Below are 16,142 nucleotides of genomic sequence, written 5' to 3' on the forward strand. Positions count from 1 at the left end.
AGTCGAATAATGAACAGGATTTTCTCCACCCTCGGTTTTTCGCTATGGATAGCGCTGGTGTCACCGATGGTAATGGCGGCCAGTCTGAAAGCGCTGGATGTTGCCGCGCTGCCGGGTGACCGCGTCGAACTGAAGCTGTCGTTCGACGGCCCGCCACCACAGCCCAAGGGCTACACAACCGAGTCGCCGGCACGCATTGCACTGGATCTGCCGGGCGTGACCAGCCAGATGGCCAACAAGAATCTTGATCTGGGCAGCGGCAACGCGCGCACGGCCACGGTGGCCGAAGCCAAGGATCGCACGCGGCTGATTGTCAGCCTGACGCAGTTGGCGCCTTACAGCACGCGGGTCGAGGGCAATAATCTGTTTGTGGTGGTCGGTCAGGGCGCTTCCGCGACTGCGCCGCGCCCGGCTGCCGTTGCACCGCGTGCCGCCACGGCCGCCACGGCCGCTGCGGCACCTGCCAGACCAGCCGCGCAACGCAGCAGGGCGATTCGCGGCGTCGATTTCCAGCGCGGCACCGAGGGCGAGGGCAATGTGGTCATCGATCTCTCTGATCCGACCATCGCCCCGGATATCCAGGAGCACGACGGCAAGATCATCCTCAGCTTCGCCCGTACGCAACTGCCGGAAAAACTGCGCGTGCGCCTCGACGTCAAGGACTTCGCCACCCCGGTGCAGTTCGTCAACGCAGCGCTCACCGGCGATCGTACGGTGATCAGTGTCGAGCCCAGCGGCACCTTCGACTATTCCACATTCCAGACCGACAACAAGCTCACCGTGAGCGTTCGGCCGATGAGCATCGACGACCTGCAAAAGCGCAACGCCGACCGTCAGGCCTATGTCGGCGACAAGCTCTCGCTGAATTTTCAGGACATCGACGTGCGTTCGGTACTGCAACTGATCGCGGACTTCACCAATCTCAATCTGGTGGCGAGCGATACGGTGCAGGGCGGTATCACTTTGCGCCTGCAGAACGTGCCGTGGGATCAGGCACTGGATCTGGTGCTGAAAACCAAGGGGCTGGACAAGCGCAAGATCGGCAACGTGCTGCTGGTCGCGCCGGCCGATGAAATTGCCGCTCGCGAGCGTCAGGAACTGGAATCGCAGAAGCAGATCGCCGAGTTGGCGCCCCTGCGTCGTGAGCTGCTGCAAGTCAATTACGCCAAGGCAGCGGACATCGCCAAGCTGTTCCAGTCGGTGACCAGCGCCGAGGCCAAGGTCGACGAGCGCGGTTCGATTACCGTCGATGAGCGAACCAACAACATCATTGCCTACCAGACCCAGGATCGCCTCGACGAACTCCGGCGGATCGTCGCCCAGCTGGATATTCCGGTGCGCCAGGTGATGATCGAGGCGCGCATCGTTGAGGCCAACGTCGATTACGACAAGAGCCTGGGCGTGCGCTGGGGCGGTTCGGTGCAGAACAAGGGCAACTGGAACGCCTCCGGGGTCAACGGTTCGTCGAGCACTATCGGTACGCCGGGCAGCACCGGCACCAACTCGCCGTTCGTCGACATGGGCACGGTCAATAACACTTCGGGGATCGGCATTGCTTTCATCACCGACAACGTACTGCTGGATCTCGAACTGACGGCGATGGAAAAAACCGGCAATGGCGAAATCGTCTCGCAGCCGAAGGTGGTCACCTCGGACAAGGAAACCGCGAAGATCCTCAAAGGCACCGAGATTCCCTATCAGGAGGCCAGCTCCAGCGGCGCTACCTCGGTGTCGTTCAAGGAGGCTTCGCTGTCACTGGAAGTCACCCCGCAGATCACCCCGGACAACCGCATCATCATGGAGGTCAAGGTCACCAAGGATGAGCCCGATTACCTGAACAAAGTGCAGGATGTGCCGCCGATCAAGAAAAACGAGGTCAACGCCAAAGTGCTGGTAAATGACGGCGAGACCATCGTAATCGGCGGTGTTTTTTCAAATACTCAGAGCAAGGTCGTAGATAAGGTGCCATTTCTTGGCGATGTGCCGTATCTTGGCCGCCTTTTCCGGCGTGATGTGGTTTCGGAGAAAAAATCCGAGCTGCTGGTATTTCTCACTCCGCGTATCATGAATAACCAGGCGATTGCTGTGAGTCGTTGATTCTGTGCGAAATTTGATACTTGTAGGACCGATGGGTGCTGGCAAAAGCACCATCGGCCGATTGCTGGCCAAAGAGCTGCGCCTGCCGTTCAAGGATTCCGACAAGGAAATTGAGCTGCGCACGGGTGCCAATATCCCATGGATCTTCGACAAGGAAGGCGAGCCCGGCTTTCGTGACCGTGAGCAGGCGATGATCGCCGAGCTGTGCGCGTTCGATGGCGTGGTGCTGGCGACCGGCGGCGGCGCAGTGATGCGTGATGCCAATCGCAAGGCCCTGCATGAAGGCGGGCGCGTGGTGTATCTGCACGCCTCCGTCGAGCAGCAGGTCGGCCGCACCTCCCGCGACCGCAATCGGCCGCTGCTGCGTACCGCCGATCCGGCGAAAACCCTGCGCGACCTGCTCGAGATCCGTGATCCGCTTTATCGGGAAATTGCCGATCTGGTGGTGGAAACCGACGAGCGGCCGCCACGCATGGTGGTGCTCGACATTCTCGACCGTCTCGCGCAGTTGCCACCCCGTTAAAGCATCGCCCGAAATGCGCTATCCTCGGCGTCCTGTCAGCGCTCGCCGAGGGTGTGGCGGTTGCCGGGCGAGCGGCGTCATACCGCTACAGGCCGCAGAACACCAATAATTTCAGGGCAGGATGCCTGCTTCCATCTTCACTGTGGGGACACATGCAGACACTCAAGGTCGATCTAGGCGAGCGCAGCTACCCGATTCATATTGGCGAAGGTCTGTTGGATCAGCCCCAACTCCTGTCGCCGCATATCCACGGGCGGCAGGTGGCAATCATCTCCAACGAAACCGTCGCGCCGCTCTATCTCGAACGTCTGACCCGCAGCCTTGCGCAGTTTTCGGTTATCTCGGTGGTGTTGCCTGACGGCGAAGCCTTCAAGAACTGGGAAACCCTGCAACTGATTTTCGACGGTCTGCTGACCGCCCGTCATGACCGCCGCACCACCGTGATCGCCCTGGGCGGCGGGGTGATCGGCGACATGGCCGGTTTCGCTGCCGCTTGCTATCAGCGCGGTGTCGATTTCATCCAGATTCCTACCACGCTGCTGTCGCAGGTCGATTCGTCGGTCGGCGGCAAGACCGGCATCAACCATCCGCTGGGCAAGAACATGGTCGGCGCGTTCTATCAGCCGAACGTGGTGCTGATCGATACCGCATCGCTGAAAACCCTGCCGCAGCGCGAGCTGTCGGCGGGCCTGGCGGAAGTCATCAAGTACGGCCTGATCTGCGACGAACCATTCCTGACCTGGCTCGAAGAAAACGTCGACGCCCTGCGCGCGCTGGATCAAACCGCGCTGACCTATGCGATCGAGCGTTCCTGCGCGGCCAAGGCTGCGGTGGTCGGCGCCGATGAAAAGGAGACCGGCGTCCGCGCTACGCTCAACCTCGGCCACACCTTCGGCCACGCCATCGAAACCCACATGGGCTATGGTGTCTGGCTGCATGGCGAGGCGGTGGCGGCGGGCACGGTGATGGCGCTGGAAATGTCCGCGCGCCTGGGCTGGATCAGCGAGCAGGAGCGTGACCGCGGCATTCGTCTGTTCCAGCGGGCCGGTCTGCCGGTCATTCCGCCTGAAGAGATGAGCGAAGCCGATTTTCTCCAACACATGGCAATTGATAAAAAAGTGATCGACGGTCGTCTGCGCCTGGTGCTGCTGCGCCGGATGGGCGAAGCGGTAGTGACCGACGATTATCCGAAAGAGGTTCTACAGGCCACGCTGGGAGCGGATTACCGCGCCCTGGCTCAGCTTAAAGGTTAAAACGATTCCGATGACTAGTTTGCATGCCGACGAGGCGTTTCTCGGCCATTTCCAGTTAAGTCACGACCCGTTCGCGCCACGGGTGCCGGGCTTCAAATTCTTCCCGGCCCAGCGCAAACCGGTGCTGGGTCAACTGCATCATCTGGCGCGTTACAGCCAGTTGCTGCTGGTGGTCACCGGCCCGCAGGGCAGCGGCAAGACCCTGCTGCGGCAAGCGCTCGTTGCCAGTACCAACAAGCAATCGGTGCAGAGCGTGGTGGTTTCCGCCCGTGGCGCCGGTGATGCGGCCGGCGTGCTGCGCCAGGTGGCGCAGGCGCTGGATGTCGCTCAGGCCGAAGTCGGCGCGATTCTCGAGCAGGTGGTGCAACTGGGTCTGACCGGGCAGGAAGTCTATCTGCTCGTGGACGATGCCGAGCAGCTCGACGAGTCCGCGCTGGAAGCATTGATGGCGCTCGGCGCCGGCACGCCGGAAGGTCGTCCGCATGTGTTCCTGTTCGGCGAGTCGTCGCTGATCGCTCAGCTTGAGGCGTTGCAGCTCGAAGAAGAGCGTTTCCACGTCATCGAATTGCAGCCGTACACCGAAGAAGAGACCCGCGAATATCTCGACCAGCGGCTGGAAGGCGCGGGCCGGGGTGTCGAACTTTTCACCGCAGATCAGATCTCTGATATTCACGAAAGCTCCGAGGGCTGGCCGGGCAACATCAACCAGGTCGCTCGCGATGCACTGATCGAAGTCATGATTGCCAGCCGCTCCGCGGTCAAGCGTCCAAGTATGGGGTTCAACATGCCGAAGAAACACGTATTGGCGATTTCCGCCGTCGTTGTGGTCGCGGTTGCCGCCGCCTGGCTGATGCCGGGTCGCAGCAAGGCACCGACCACCGGTGCTCCGGCCAATGAACAGGCGCAACTGCCATTGGGTCAGGGTGCAGCGAACGGCGCCAACCCGTCCGTCGAATTCGCCGGCAACACCCAGCCGATGCCGCTGCCATTGGTCGGCAACTCGCAGCCGGTCATGCGTGGCCCGCTGGCAGAAGCCGCCGGTGGCATCACCGAAGGCGACGACGGCGTGCCCCTGGAAGGCTCCAGCGATACGCCGCCGACCGTAACCACCTCCGCACCGCCTGCGGGCGTTCCGGCCGGTCCCGCGCCGACACCGGCTCCGACTCCTGCCGCCAAACCGGCGCCAACCCCGGCACCGACGCAGATCGCCACAGCCAAGCCTGCTCCGGCCACCCCGGCGCCAGCTGCGAAACCGGCTCCTGCTCCGGCCAAGCCTGCCGACAAGCCCGTTACCGTGGCCAAGGCTGCCGGTGGCAGCTGGTACGCCGGTCAGCCGACCAGCAACTATGTCGTGCAGATCCTCGGCACCAGCTCGGAGACCGCCGCGCAGAACTTCGTCAAGGAGCAGGGCGGCGAGTACCGTTATTTCAAGAAAGTCCTCAACGGCAAGCCGCTTTACGTGATCACCTACGGCAACTTTGCCAATCGTGATGCGGCCGTTTCTGCCATCAAGGCCTTGCCAGCGAAGGTTCAGGCTGGTAAACCTTGGCCTCGCACTGTCGCCAGCGTCCAACAGGAACTGGCAACAACTCGCTGAAGATTCGGCGGCCTTACCCAGGCCGCCTCTCCCGGCACCTCAAAATCTCCACGAGTGCGCGCCGCCTGAAAGGGCCGCGTGCCTTGTGGTGTCTGCGTCACAGTAGTCTTTGAGTCGTTGCGGTCAAAATTAAAAAAGTTTTGACTAGCACAGCAGATCGCTTTAAACCTTTCACAAATGCGACATGAATTTGCGACAGTTCGTCGTCAAATTTGTGAGCCTCTGTGTCGCTGTGTACAATGACCACCCTTTTGCCCCCGCTAAGCCGGCGTACGTTCGGCGCGGAACGCAAGTGGTTGAATTGAAAAGAAATTTGCCTCGAGTAGAGGCAGCCTGGTGAGAAAGTGTCTATGAAAGCAGGTCTGTACCAACCAGATGAATTCAAGGATAACTGCGGTTTCGGCCTGATAGCTCATATGCAGGGCGAGCCCAGTCATACCCTTTTGCAAACGGCCATTGAGGCCCTGACCTGCATGACCCACCGCGGTGGGATTAATGCCGACGGCAAGACCGGTGACGGTTGCGGTCTGCTGATTCAAAAACCCGACGCCTTCCTGCGAGCCATTGCCCAGGAAAGCTTCGGCGTCGAAATGCCCAAGCAATATGCCGTGGGCATGGTGTTCTTCAATCAGGATCCGGCCAAGGCCGAAGCCGCTCGCGAGAACATGAACCGCGAGATCCTCGCCGAAGGCCTGCAACTGATCGGCTGGCGCCAAGTGCCGATCGACACCAGCGTCCTCGGCCGCCTGGCCCTTGAGCGCCTGCCGCAGATCGAGCAGGTCTACATCGGCGGCGAAGGCCTGAGCGATCAGGACATGGCGGTGAAGCTGTTCAGCGCCCGTCGCCGTTCGTCGGTGGCCAACGCCGCTGACACCGACCACTATATCTGCAGCTTTTCGCACAAGACCATCATCTATAAAGGCCTGATGATGCCGGCCGACCTGGCCGCGTTCTATCCGGACCTGAGTGACGAGCGCCTGCAAACCGCGATCTGCGTGTTCCACCAGCGCTTCTCCACCAACACCCTGCCGAAATGGCCGCTGGCGCAGCCGTTCCGCTTCCTCGCCCACAACGGCGAAATCAACACCATCACCGGTAACCGCAACTGGGCGCAGGCCCGTCGGACCAAGTTCACCAATGATCTGATGGATCTGGAAGAGCTCGGCCCGCTGGTCAACCGTGTCGGTTCCGACTCCTCGAGCATGGACAACATGCTCGAACTGATGGTCACCGGTGGCATCGACCTGTTCCGTGGCGTGCGGATGATCATTCCGCCAGCGTGGCAGAACGTCGAAACCATGGACCCGGATCTGCGTGCGTTCTACGAGTACAACTCGATGCACATGGAGCCGTGGGACGGCCCGGCCGGCGTAGTAATGACCGACGGTCGCTACGCGGTGTGCCTGCTCGACCGTAACGGTCTGCGTCCGGCGCGCTGGGTCACCACCAAGAATGGTTTCATTACCCTCGCCTCGGAAATCGGCGTGTGGAACTACCAGCCTGAAGACGTGCTCGCCAAGGGTCGCGTCGGCCCGGGCCAGATCTTCGCCGTGGACACCGAAACCGGGCAGATCCTCGATACCGATGCGATCGACAACCGTCTTAAATCCCGTCATCCGTACAAGCAATGGCTGCGCAAGAATGCCCTGCGCATTCAGGCGACCATGGAAGACAACGACCACGGTTCGGCTTTCTACGACGTCGACCAGCTCAAGCAGTACATGAAGATGTATCAGGTCACGTTCGAAGAGCGTGATCAGGTGCTGCGCCCGCTTGGCGAGCAAGGTTACGAAGCCGTGGGCTCGATGGGCGACGACACGCCGATGGCTGTGCTGTCCCAGCGTGTGCGCACGCCGTACGACTATTTCCGTCAGCAGTTCGCGCAGGTGACCAACCCGCCGATCGACCCGCTGCGTGAAGCGATCGTGATGTCGCTGGAAATCTGCCTCGGTGCCGAGCGCAACATTTTCCAGGAGTCGCCGGAACACGCCTCGCGCGTGATCCTCAGCTCGCCAGTGATCTCTCCGGCCAAGTGGCGCTCGCTGATGAACCTCGACCGTCCGGGTTTCGAACGGGCGATCATCGACCTCAACTACGACGAAAGCCTTGGCCTCGAAGCGGCGATCCGCAACGTTGCCGATCAGGCTGAAGAAGCCGTGCGCGCCGGGCGTACCCAGATCGTCCTCAGCGACCGTCATATCGCCCCGGGCAAGCTGCCGATCCACGCTTCGCTGGCGACCGGTGCAGTGCACCACCGTCTGACCGAAAAAGGCCTGCGTTGCGATTCCAACATCCTCGTTGAAACCGCGACCGCCCGTGACCCGCATCACTTCGCCGTGCTGATCGGTTTCGGCGCCTCGGCGGTGTATCCGTTCCTGGCCTACGAAGTGCTGGGCGACCTGATCCGTACCGGTGAAGTCCTGGGCGACCTCTACGAGGTGTTCAAGAACTACCGCAAAGGCATCACTAAAGGCCTGCTCAAGATCCTGTCGAAGATGGGTATCTCGACCATCGCTTCGTATCGTGGTGCGCAGCTGTTTGAGGCCATCGGCCTGTCCGAAGAAGTCTGCGAGCTGAGCTTCCGTGGTGTGCCAAGCCGGATCAAGGGTGCGCGTTTCGTCGACATCGAAGCCGAGCAGAAAGCCCTCGCCGTCGAAGCCTGGAGCCCGCGCAAGCCGATCCAGCAGGGCGGTCTGCTGAAGTTCGTCCACGGTGGCGAATATCACGCGTACAACCCGGACGTGGTCAACACCCTGCAAGCCGCTGTGCAGCAGGGCGACTACGCCAAGTTCAAGGAATACACCTCACTGGTGGACAACCGTCCGGTGTCGATGATTCGCGACCTGTTCAAGGTCAAGACCCTCGACACGCCGCTGGACATCAGTGAAGTCGAGCCGCTGGAGTCGGTGCTCAAGCGTTTCGATTCCGCCGGTATCTCGCTCGGCGCGCTGTCGCCGGAAGCTCACGAAGCCCTGGCCGAAGCCATGAACCGCCTCGGCGCGCGTTCCAACTCCGGCGAAGGCGGTGAAGATCCGGCGCGTTACGGCACCATCAAGAGCTCGAAAATCAAGCAGGTTGCCACCGGCCGTTTCGGTGTAACTCCGGAATACCTGGTCAATGCCGAAGTGCTGCAGATCAAGGTCGCCCAAGGCGCCAAGCCGGGCGAGGGCGGGCAACTGCCGGGCGGCAAGGTCAACGGGCTGATCGCCAAGCTGCGTTACGCAGTGCCGGGCGTGACCCTGATTTCGCCACCGCCGCACCACGACATCTATTCGATCGAAGATTTGTCGCAGTTGATCTTTGACCTCAAGCAGGTCAACCCGCAGGCGCTGGTTTCGGTGAAACTCGTAGCAGAAGCGGGCGTCGGCACCATCGCCGCCGGTGTGGCCAAGGCCTATGCCGACCTGATCACCATTTCCGGCTACGACGGCGGTACCGGCGCTTCGCCGCTGACTTCGATCAAATACGCCGGCGCACCTTGGGAACTCGGCCTCGCTGAAACCCACCAGACCCTGCGGGGCAACGACCTGCGCGGCAAAGTCCGGGTGCAGACCGACGGCGGCCTGAAAACCGGCCTCGACGTAATCAAAGCGGCAATCCTCGGCGCCGAGAGCTTCGGCTTCGGCACCGCGCCGATGATCGCACTGGGCTGCAAATACCTGCGCATCTGCCACCTGAACAACTGCGCCACTGGCGTCGCGACGCAGAACGAGAAGCTGCGCAAGGATCACTACATCGGCACCGTCGACATGGTGGTGAATTTCTTCACCTACGTCGCCGAAGAAACACGTGAGTGGCTGGCCAAGCTTGGTGTGCGCTCCCTCGAAGAACTGATCGGTCGCACTGATCTGCTGGAAATCCTCGAAGGCCAGACCGCCAAGCAACATCACCTGGACCTGACCCCGCTGTTGGGCAGCGATCACATCCCGGCGGACAAACCGCAGTTCTGCGGCGTTGAGCGCAACCCGCCGTTCGACAAAGGTCTGCTCGCGGAGAAGATGGTCGAGCTGGCCGCGTCGGCGATCAACGACCTCAGCGGTGCCGAGTTTGAGCTGGATATCTGCAACTGCGACCGTTCGATCGGCGCCCGGATCTCCGGCGAAATCGCGCGCAAGCACGGCAACCAGGGCATGGCCAAGGCGCCGATCACCTTCCGTTTCAAAGGCACGGCCGGGCAGAGCTTCGGTGTGTGGAACGCCGGCGGTCTGAACATGTACCTGGAAGGCGACGCCAACGACTACGTCGGCAAAGGCATGACCGGCGGCAAGCTGGTCATCGTGCCGCCGAAGGGCAGCGTCTATAAAACTCAGGAAAGCGCCATCATCGGCAACACCTGCCTGTACGGCGCCACTGGCGGCAAGTTGTTCGCCGCCGGCACCGCAGGCGAGCGTTTCGCCGTGCGTAACTCCGGTGCCCACACCGTCGTGGAAGGCACTGGCGATCACTGCTGCGAGTACATGACCGGTGGTTTCGTCTGCGTGCTGGGCAAGACCGGTTACAACTTCGGCTCTGGCATGACCGGTGGTTTCGCCTACGTGCTTGATCAGGACAACACCTTCGTTGACCGGGTCAATCACGAGCTGGTGGAAATCCAGCGGATCAGCGGCGAGGCGATGGAAGCCTATCGCAGCCACCTGCAGAACGTGCTGAACGAGTACGTCGCCGAAACCGACAGCGAGTGGGGTCGTGAACTCGCCGAGAACCTCGACGATTACTTGCGGCGTTTCTGGTTGGTCAAGCCCAAGGCTGCCAGCTTGAAAACCCTGCTTTCCAGCACTCGTGCCAACCCGCAGTGATATGCGCCTGAAGAGTTTGATGAGGTTTTAACAATGGCTGAACGTCTGAATAACGACTTCCAGTTCATCGATGTCGGGCGCAAGGATCCGAAGAAGAAACTGTTGCGTCAACGCAAGAAAGAGTTCGTCGAAATCTACGAACCGTTCAAACCCCAGCAGTCGGCCGATCAGGCCCACCGCTGCCTGGGTTGCGGCAACCCGTATTGCGAATGGAAGTGCCCGGTGCACAACTTCATTCCAAACTGGCTCAAATTGGTGGCCGAGGGCAACATCCTCCAGGCCGCCGAGCTGTCGCACCAGACCAACACCCTGCCGGAAGTCTGCGGCCGGGTGTGCCCGCAGGATCGTCTGTGCGAGGGTGCCTGCACCCTCAACGACGGCTTCGGCGCGGTGACCATCGGTTCGGTCGAGAAGTACATCACCGACACCGCGTTCGCCATGGGCTGGCGCCCGGACATGTCCAAGGTCAAGCCGACCGGCAAACGTGTCGCGATCATCGGCGCAGGCCCGGCGGGTCTGGGTTGTGCCGACGTGCTGGTGCGTGGCGGCGTAACTCCGGTGGTGTTCGACAAGAACCCGGAAATCGGCGGCTTGCTGACCTTCGGCATCCCCGAGTTCAAGCTTGAGAAGACCGTGCTGAGCAATCGTCGCGAAGTCTTCACCGGCATGGGCATCGAGTTCCGTCTGAATACCGAAGTCGGCAAAGACGTGACCATGGAACAACTGCTCGCCGAGTACGATGCGGTGTTCATGGGCATGGGCACCTACACCTACATGAAGGGCGGTTTTGCCGGCGAGGATCTGCCGGGCGTTTATGACGCACTGGACTTCCTCATCGCCAACGTCAATCGCAACCTGGGCTTTGAAAAGTCGCCGGAAGATTTCGTCGACATGAAAGGCAAGAAGGTTGTGGTGCTCGGCGGCGGCGACACGGCGATGGACTGCAACCGCACCTCGATCCGTCAGGGCGCCAAGTCGGTGACCTGCGCTTATCGTCGTGACGAAGCGAACATGCCCGGTTCGCGCAAAGAGGTGAAGAACGCCAAGGAAGAAGGCGTGAAATTCCTCTACAACCGCCAGCCGATCGCGATCGTCGGTGAAGACAAGGTCGAAGGCGTGAAAGTGGTCGAGACCCGTCTCGGCGAACCGGACGCCCGTGGCCGTCGCAGCCCCGAGCCGATCCCGGGTTCCGAAGAGATCATCCCGGCCGACGCCGTGGTCATCGCTTTCGGCTTCCGCCCGAGCCCGGCACCGTGGTTCGAACAGTTCGAAATCCAGACCGATAGCCAAGGCCGCGTTGTTGCGCCCGAGCAAGGTCAGTACAAGCACCAGACCAGCAACCCGAAAATCTTCGCCGGTGGCGACATGGTGCGCGGTTCCGACCTGGTGGTGACGGCGATCTTTGAAGGGCGCAATGCGGCTGAAGGGATCCTCGATTACCTGGGTGTCTAACCCCGGCGCCTGAGCCAAACGCAATACTCCTGTGGGAGCGAGCCTGCTCGCGAAAGCGGTCTGTCAGCCAACTTCAATGTTGGGTGTGCCGGCCTCTTCGCGAGCGGGCTCGCTCCCACAGTTGTTTTAGGGTGTTGCGGAAAATCGTGTTCCAGCGCGACAAATTGACCCGATAGACAAAAGGCTGACCCACATCCGTGCCTTTTGCCTCGCGCTCTGAGAAAATGCCCGCACTTTTTTTCCGGATGCCGACATGACTGCCCTGAAGAACGACCGTTTCCTCCGCGCCCTGCTCAAGCAACCCGTTGACGTCACCCCTGTGTGGATGATGCGCCAGGCCGGTCGCTACCTGCCGGAGTACCGCGCCAGCCGCGCGCATGCCGGCGACTTCATGAGCCTGTGCATGAATCCGCAATTCGCCTGCGAAGTCACCCTGCAACCGCTCGACCGCTACCCGCAACTGGACGCGGCGATCCTGTTTTCCGACATCCTCACCATTCCCGATGCCATGGGCCAGGGCCTGTACTTCGAGACCGGTGAAGGTCCGCGCTTCAAAAAAGTCGTCAGCACGATGGCCGACATCGAAGCGTTGCCGATCCCGGATCCGCACAAAGACCTCGGCTACGTGATGGATGCGGTCAGCACCATCCGTCGCGAACTCAACGGTCGCGTGCCGTTGATCGGTTTCTCCGGCAGTCCGTGGACCCTCGCGACTTACATGGTTGAAGGCGGCTCCTCGAAAGACTTCCGCAAGACCAAGGCGATGCTCTACGACAACCCGCAAGCCATGCACCTGCTGCTCGACAAACTGGCGCAGTCGGTGACTTCGTACCTCAACGGCCAGATCATGGCCGGTGCGCAAGCGGTGCAGATCTTCGATACCTGGGGCGGCAACCTGTCGGCGGCGGCGTATCAGGAATTCTCCCTGGCTTACATGAAGAAAATCGTCAGCGGCCTGATCCGCGAGAACGACGGACGCAAAGTGCCGGTGATTCTGTTCACCAAGAACGGCGGCCTGTGGCTGGAAAGCATCGCCGAAGCCGGCGCCGACGCCCTCGGCCTGGACTGGACCTGCGACATCGGCAACGCCCGTGCCCGTGTCGGCGACAAGGTCGCATTGCAAGGCAACATGGACCCGACCGTTCTCTACGCCAAACCCGAAGCGATCCGCACTGAAGTCGGGCGCATTCTGGCCAGCTACGGCAAGGGCAGCGGCCACGTGTTCAACCTTGGCCACGGCATCACCCCGGAAGTCGATCCGGAACATGCCGGCGCATTCCTGCGTGCGGTGCATGAGCTGTCAGCGCAGTATCACGAGTGATCAGCGCCCAATAAAAAACGCCCGGCCAATGCCGGGCGTTTTCTTTTGCACGATCTAATGTCGTACCCAAATCAACTGTGGGAGCGAGCCTGCTCGCGAAAGGGGTGTGTCATTCAACACTGATGTTGCCTGACACAGTGCGTTCGCGAGCAGGCTCGCTCCCACAGGGTTTTATGTCAGGCTTTGACACCCTGCAACGGCGGCAACTTCGCCAGCTTCAACGCCACCAGAAGGGCAATCAGCAACAACGCACCAATAAACAGGCCGATGCCGTTCCACCCGCCCAGATGCCAGAACACCCCGCCCGCCGTCCCGGCAATGCTCGACCCGGCGTAATAACTGAACAGATACAGCGACGACGCCTGGCCCTTGGCAGTTAGCGCGCGCCGGCCGATCCAACTGCTTGCTACCGAGTGCGCGGCGAAGAAGCCGAAGGTGAACACCAGCATGCCGATGATGACCAGCAACAGCGGCGTGAACATCGTCAGCGCGAGCCCGGCGAACATCAGCGCAATCGTCGCCCAGAGCACTTTGCGCCGCCCCAGTTTGTCCGCCAGCGAACCGATCTTCGCCGAGCTGTAGATCCCCGACAGGTAGACCACCGAGAGCAATCCGACAAATACCTGATCGAGGTTGTACGGCGCAGCCAGCAAGCGGTAGCCGATGTAGTTGAACAGCGTGACAAACGCGCCCATCAGCACAAACGCTTCAAGAAACAGCAGCGGCAGACCGGCGTCGCGAAAGTGCATGGTGAAGCCGTCGAGCAGGCTGCGCGGGTGCAGCGAGCGGGCGCGGAAGTTGCGCGACTCCGGGAGGATCTTCCAGAACACCGCCGCCGCGACCAGCGCCAGACCGCCTATCACCAGCATCGCCGTGTGCCAGCTGACGAAGTCGATCAGCACGCCGGTGATCAAGCGTCCGCTCATCCCGCCGATCGCGTTCCCGCCGATGTATAAACCCATCGCCAGGCCGATGTGTTGAGGATGGATTTCTTCGCTCAGATAGGTCATCGCCACCGCTGCCAGACCGCTCAATGACAGGCCGATCAATGCGCGCATGATCAGCACGCCGTGCCAGCTCGGCATCATCGAACTGGCGATGGTGCATAACGCGGCAGCGAACAATGCCGCGACCATCACCGGTTTACGGCCGATGCGGTCGGAGATCGGCCCGGTGATCAGCAGGCCGAAGGCCAACATGCCGGTTGCCACCGAGAGGATCAGACTGCTCTGCGCCGCGTTGATCCCGTATTCGTGGGACAGCAGCGGCATCATCGGTTGCACGCAATAGAGCAGCGCGAACGTCGCAAAGCCGCCACAGAAAAGCGCCAGCACCGTGCGCATGAACGCCGGCGTGCCTTTTTCGATGTAGATCTCCTGCAGCTCGGCGAGGGCATCGTCGTCGGCTGCGGGCGGGATTTCGTGGGCAAGGGGCGCGACAGCAGTTTTCACTTCAGACCTCGGAAAGCACAGCCGGGCAGGCAATGAAAAAATCATATAGCTGGCTAATGTTTCTATCCAATATATTGTTCGACCTGTTTGATAGCTTCAGCGACCTAATGGAAATCCTATGGAATTGCGTCATCTGCGTTACTTCATCGCCGTCGCCGAAGAACTGCATTTTGGCCGCGCCGCACAGGTGCTGGGCATCTCCCAGCCACCGCTGAGCCAGCAGATTCAGGCGCTGGAACAGCAGCTCGGCGCGCGCTTGTTCGAGCGCACCAATCGTCGGGTCGAGTTGAGCGAAGCGGGCAGGCTGTTTCTGCAGGAGGCGCGGCTGGTGCTGGCGCAGGTCGACAAGGCCGCGGATGTCGCCCGGCGTGCGCAACTTGGTGAGCTGGGTGAGTTGAAGATTGGTTTCACCTCGTCGGCGCCGTTCAACTCGACCATTCCGCAGGCGATTTTTTCCTTTCGTCAGCGCTTTCCGGCGGTGCATCTGAATTTGCGCGAAATGAGCAGCACCATGGTCGCCGATGCTCTGGTGGACGAGTCGATCGAAGTCGGCATCATGCGCCCGCTGGGATTGCCAGATTCACTGAGTGTTGTGGAGTTGATGCGCGAGCCATTGGTGGCGGTGCTCAGTTCCAAGCATCCACTGGCCCAAAGTAGCGATGAAGGTCTGTTTCTATCGGCGCTGGCGCTGGAGCCCTTCGTGTTTTTCCCGCGCAGCTATGGCAGCGGGCTCTATGCGCAACTGCTAAACCTGGCCCGTGACGCCGGCTTCAGCCCGCACTTCGCTCAAGAGGCTGGTGAGGCGATGACCATTATTGGTCTGGTGGCGGCGGGCTTGGGTGTATCGGTGCTGCCAGCGTCCTACCAACGCATGCGCATCGACGGCGTGGTCTACCGACCGCTGCTCGATCCCGAAGCGATCTCAGCGGTGTGGCTGGTGCAGCGCAAAGACCAGAAATCGCCGATGGCCAAGGCGTTTGTCGAACTGCTTACGCGCAAGGTTGAACCGCTGACGGTGTGAAGGCGGCTGGCGCTTTCGCGAGCAGGCTCGCTCCCACAGGGAAACGCATTCCAAGGTGGGAGCGAGCCTGCTCGCGAAGGCGTCGGCCCAAACATCACAGATTTCAGGGCAACCGCACCAAATCCCCCTTCAAAGCCACCCGGGTAACAAAAACTCCTGCCCGGCACTCGTAGGTATTCAAATCCTTGCGTACACGCTGGTCGTAGTAACTGACAATATTGACCACCGCATTCGCCCCGACCCGCTTGGCATCAGCCTGCAATTTGATCAGATTCGACTGCAACACCCATTCACACGAAGCCTGATCGCTCTTGTTGAAGCCGTTGGTTTTCAAATCACTGACCACCCCTTGGCGCAGCAACTGCTGAGTGCCCTGCGGCCCGTTGCCGATCAGGTAGAACTTCACACTGCCATCCAGCCGACCGGCGCGAATGGCGTCCGACAGCACGGTTTCGAAAGGCATGTACATGAGGTTGGTGGCATGGCTGGCACTTGGCAGCAGGGCGATAAGCGCAGCGGCCATCAGGGCTTTCACTTGCATGGTCATCTCCTTTGACGGTGAAAGAGACTGCGAGGGCAGGTTACGGTGCTGTGACCTGCATCAGCGAGTGTAGATGCTGTTCAATCAGCG

General features: G+C 61.0%; 10 protein-coding genes. 8 read left to right on the forward strand and 2 right to left on the reverse strand.

The features are described from left to right. Positions 1–9 precede the first annotated feature (9 nt). The 7 genes from pilQ to hemE all read left to right on the forward strand — a co-directional run bounded on the left by pilQ (position 10) and on the right by hemE (position 13,039). On the forward strand, positions 10–2,097 hold the full coding sequence (pilQ, locus tag ASG55_RS13455; RefSeq protein WP_056787342.1) for a type IV pilus secretin PilQ: 2,088 nt from the start codon (positions 10–12) through the stop codon (positions 2,095–2,097). Between the two features lie 4 nt (positions 2,098–2,101). Further along, the gene (gene aroK, locus ASG55_RS13460) at positions 2,102–2,620 is read left to right on the forward strand and encodes a shikimate kinase AroK (RefSeq protein WP_024011270.1); all 519 of its coding nucleotides are present in this window, start codon (positions 2,102–2,104) and stop codon (positions 2,618–2,620) included. 152 nt (positions 2,621–2,772) lie between these two features. After that, positions 2,773–3,873, forward strand: a complete 1,101-nt coding sequence (gene aroB, locus ASG55_RS13465) for a 3-dehydroquinate synthase (protein ID WP_056787345.1) — start codon at positions 2,773–2,775, stop codon at positions 3,871–3,873. Between the two features lie 10 nt (positions 3,874–3,883). Continuing rightward, positions 3,884–5,470, forward strand: coding sequence for an AAA family ATPase (locus tag ASG55_RS13470; protein WP_056787348.1), 1,587 nt, complete (start codon positions 3,884–3,886; stop codon positions 5,468–5,470). A gap of 350 nt (positions 5,471–5,820) precedes the next feature. Further along, positions 5,821–10,266 carry a glutamate synthase large subunit gene (gltB, locus tag ASG55_RS13475; RefSeq protein ID WP_056787352.1) on the forward strand — a complete coding sequence of 1,482 codons (4,446 nt, stop codon included), beginning with the start codon at positions 5,821–5,823 and terminating at the stop codon, positions 10,264–10,266. Positions 10,267–10,299: 33 nt separating this feature from the next. Then, positions 10,300–11,718: an FAD-dependent oxidoreductase gene (locus ASG55_RS13480; protein ID WP_007909438.1), complete on the forward strand. Its 1,419-nt coding sequence runs from the start codon at positions 10,300–10,302 to the stop codon at positions 11,716–11,718. A 253-nt stretch (positions 11,719–11,971) separates the two neighbouring features. Next, entirely contained in the window at positions 11,972–13,039 is a 1,068-nt protein-coding gene (hemE, locus tag ASG55_RS13485; RefSeq protein WP_056787355.1) for a uroporphyrinogen decarboxylase, read from the forward strand. A 176-nt stretch (positions 13,040–13,215) separates the two neighbouring features. Here the strand turns inward: hemE and ASG55_RS13490 are convergent, their stop codons facing one another. Then, entirely contained in the window at positions 13,216–14,490 is a 1,275-nt protein-coding gene (locus ASG55_RS13490; RefSeq protein WP_056787358.1) for an MFS transporter, read from the reverse strand. Between the two features lie 118 nt (positions 14,491–14,608). Between ASG55_RS13490 and ASG55_RS13495 the strand changes: the two genes are divergently transcribed. Next, entirely contained in the window at positions 14,609–15,511 is a 903-nt protein-coding gene (locus ASG55_RS13495; RefSeq protein ID WP_056787362.1) for a LysR family transcriptional regulator, read from the forward strand. 103 nt (positions 15,512–15,614) lie between these two features. On the opposite strand, the gene ASG55_RS13500 is transcribed toward ASG55_RS13495, so the two are convergent. Next, positions 15,615–16,052: a hypothetical protein gene (locus ASG55_RS13500; protein ID WP_041477579.1), complete on the reverse strand. Its 438-nt coding sequence runs from the start codon at positions 16,050–16,052 to the stop codon at positions 15,615–15,617. Positions 16,053–16,142 lie beyond the last annotated feature (90 nt).

The sequence above is a fragment of the Pseudomonas sp. Leaf434 genome, from assembly GCF_001425545.1.
GTDB classification, from domain to species: Bacteria; Pseudomonadota; Gammaproteobacteria; order Pseudomonadales; family Pseudomonadaceae; genus Aquipseudomonas; species Aquipseudomonas siliginis.

Excerpts from the sequence above, each read along its gene's own strand:
- pilQ (WP_056787342.1), top strand. The coding sequence starts at position 10 with ATGAACAGGATTTTCTCCACCCTCGGTTTTTCGCTATGGATAGCGCTG.
- aroB (WP_056787345.1), top strand. The coding sequence starts at position 2,773 with ATGCAGACACTCAAGGTCGATCTAGGCGAGCGCAGCTACCCGATTCAT.
- ASG55_RS13470 (WP_056787348.1), top strand. The coding sequence starts at position 3,884 with ATGACTAGTTTGCATGCCGACGAGGCGTTTCTCGGCCATTTCCAGTTA.
- gltB (WP_056787352.1), top strand. The coding sequence starts at position 5,821 with ATGAAAGCAGGTCTGTACCAACCAGATGAATTCAAGGATAACTGCGGT.
- ASG55_RS13480 (WP_007909438.1), top strand. The coding sequence starts at position 10,300 with ATGGCTGAACGTCTGAATAACGACTTCCAGTTCATCGATGTCGGGCGC.
- hemE (WP_056787355.1), top strand. The coding sequence starts at position 11,972 with ATGACTGCCCTGAAGAACGACCGTTTCCTCCGCGCCCTGCTCAAGCAA.
- ASG55_RS13495 (WP_056787362.1), top strand. The coding sequence starts at position 14,609 with ATGGAATTGCGTCATCTGCGTTACTTCATCGCCGTCGCCGAAGAACTG.
- ASG55_RS13500 (WP_041477579.1), bottom strand. The coding sequence starts at position 16,052 with ATGCAAGTGAAAGCCCTGATGGCCGCTGCGCTTATCGCCCTGCTGCCA.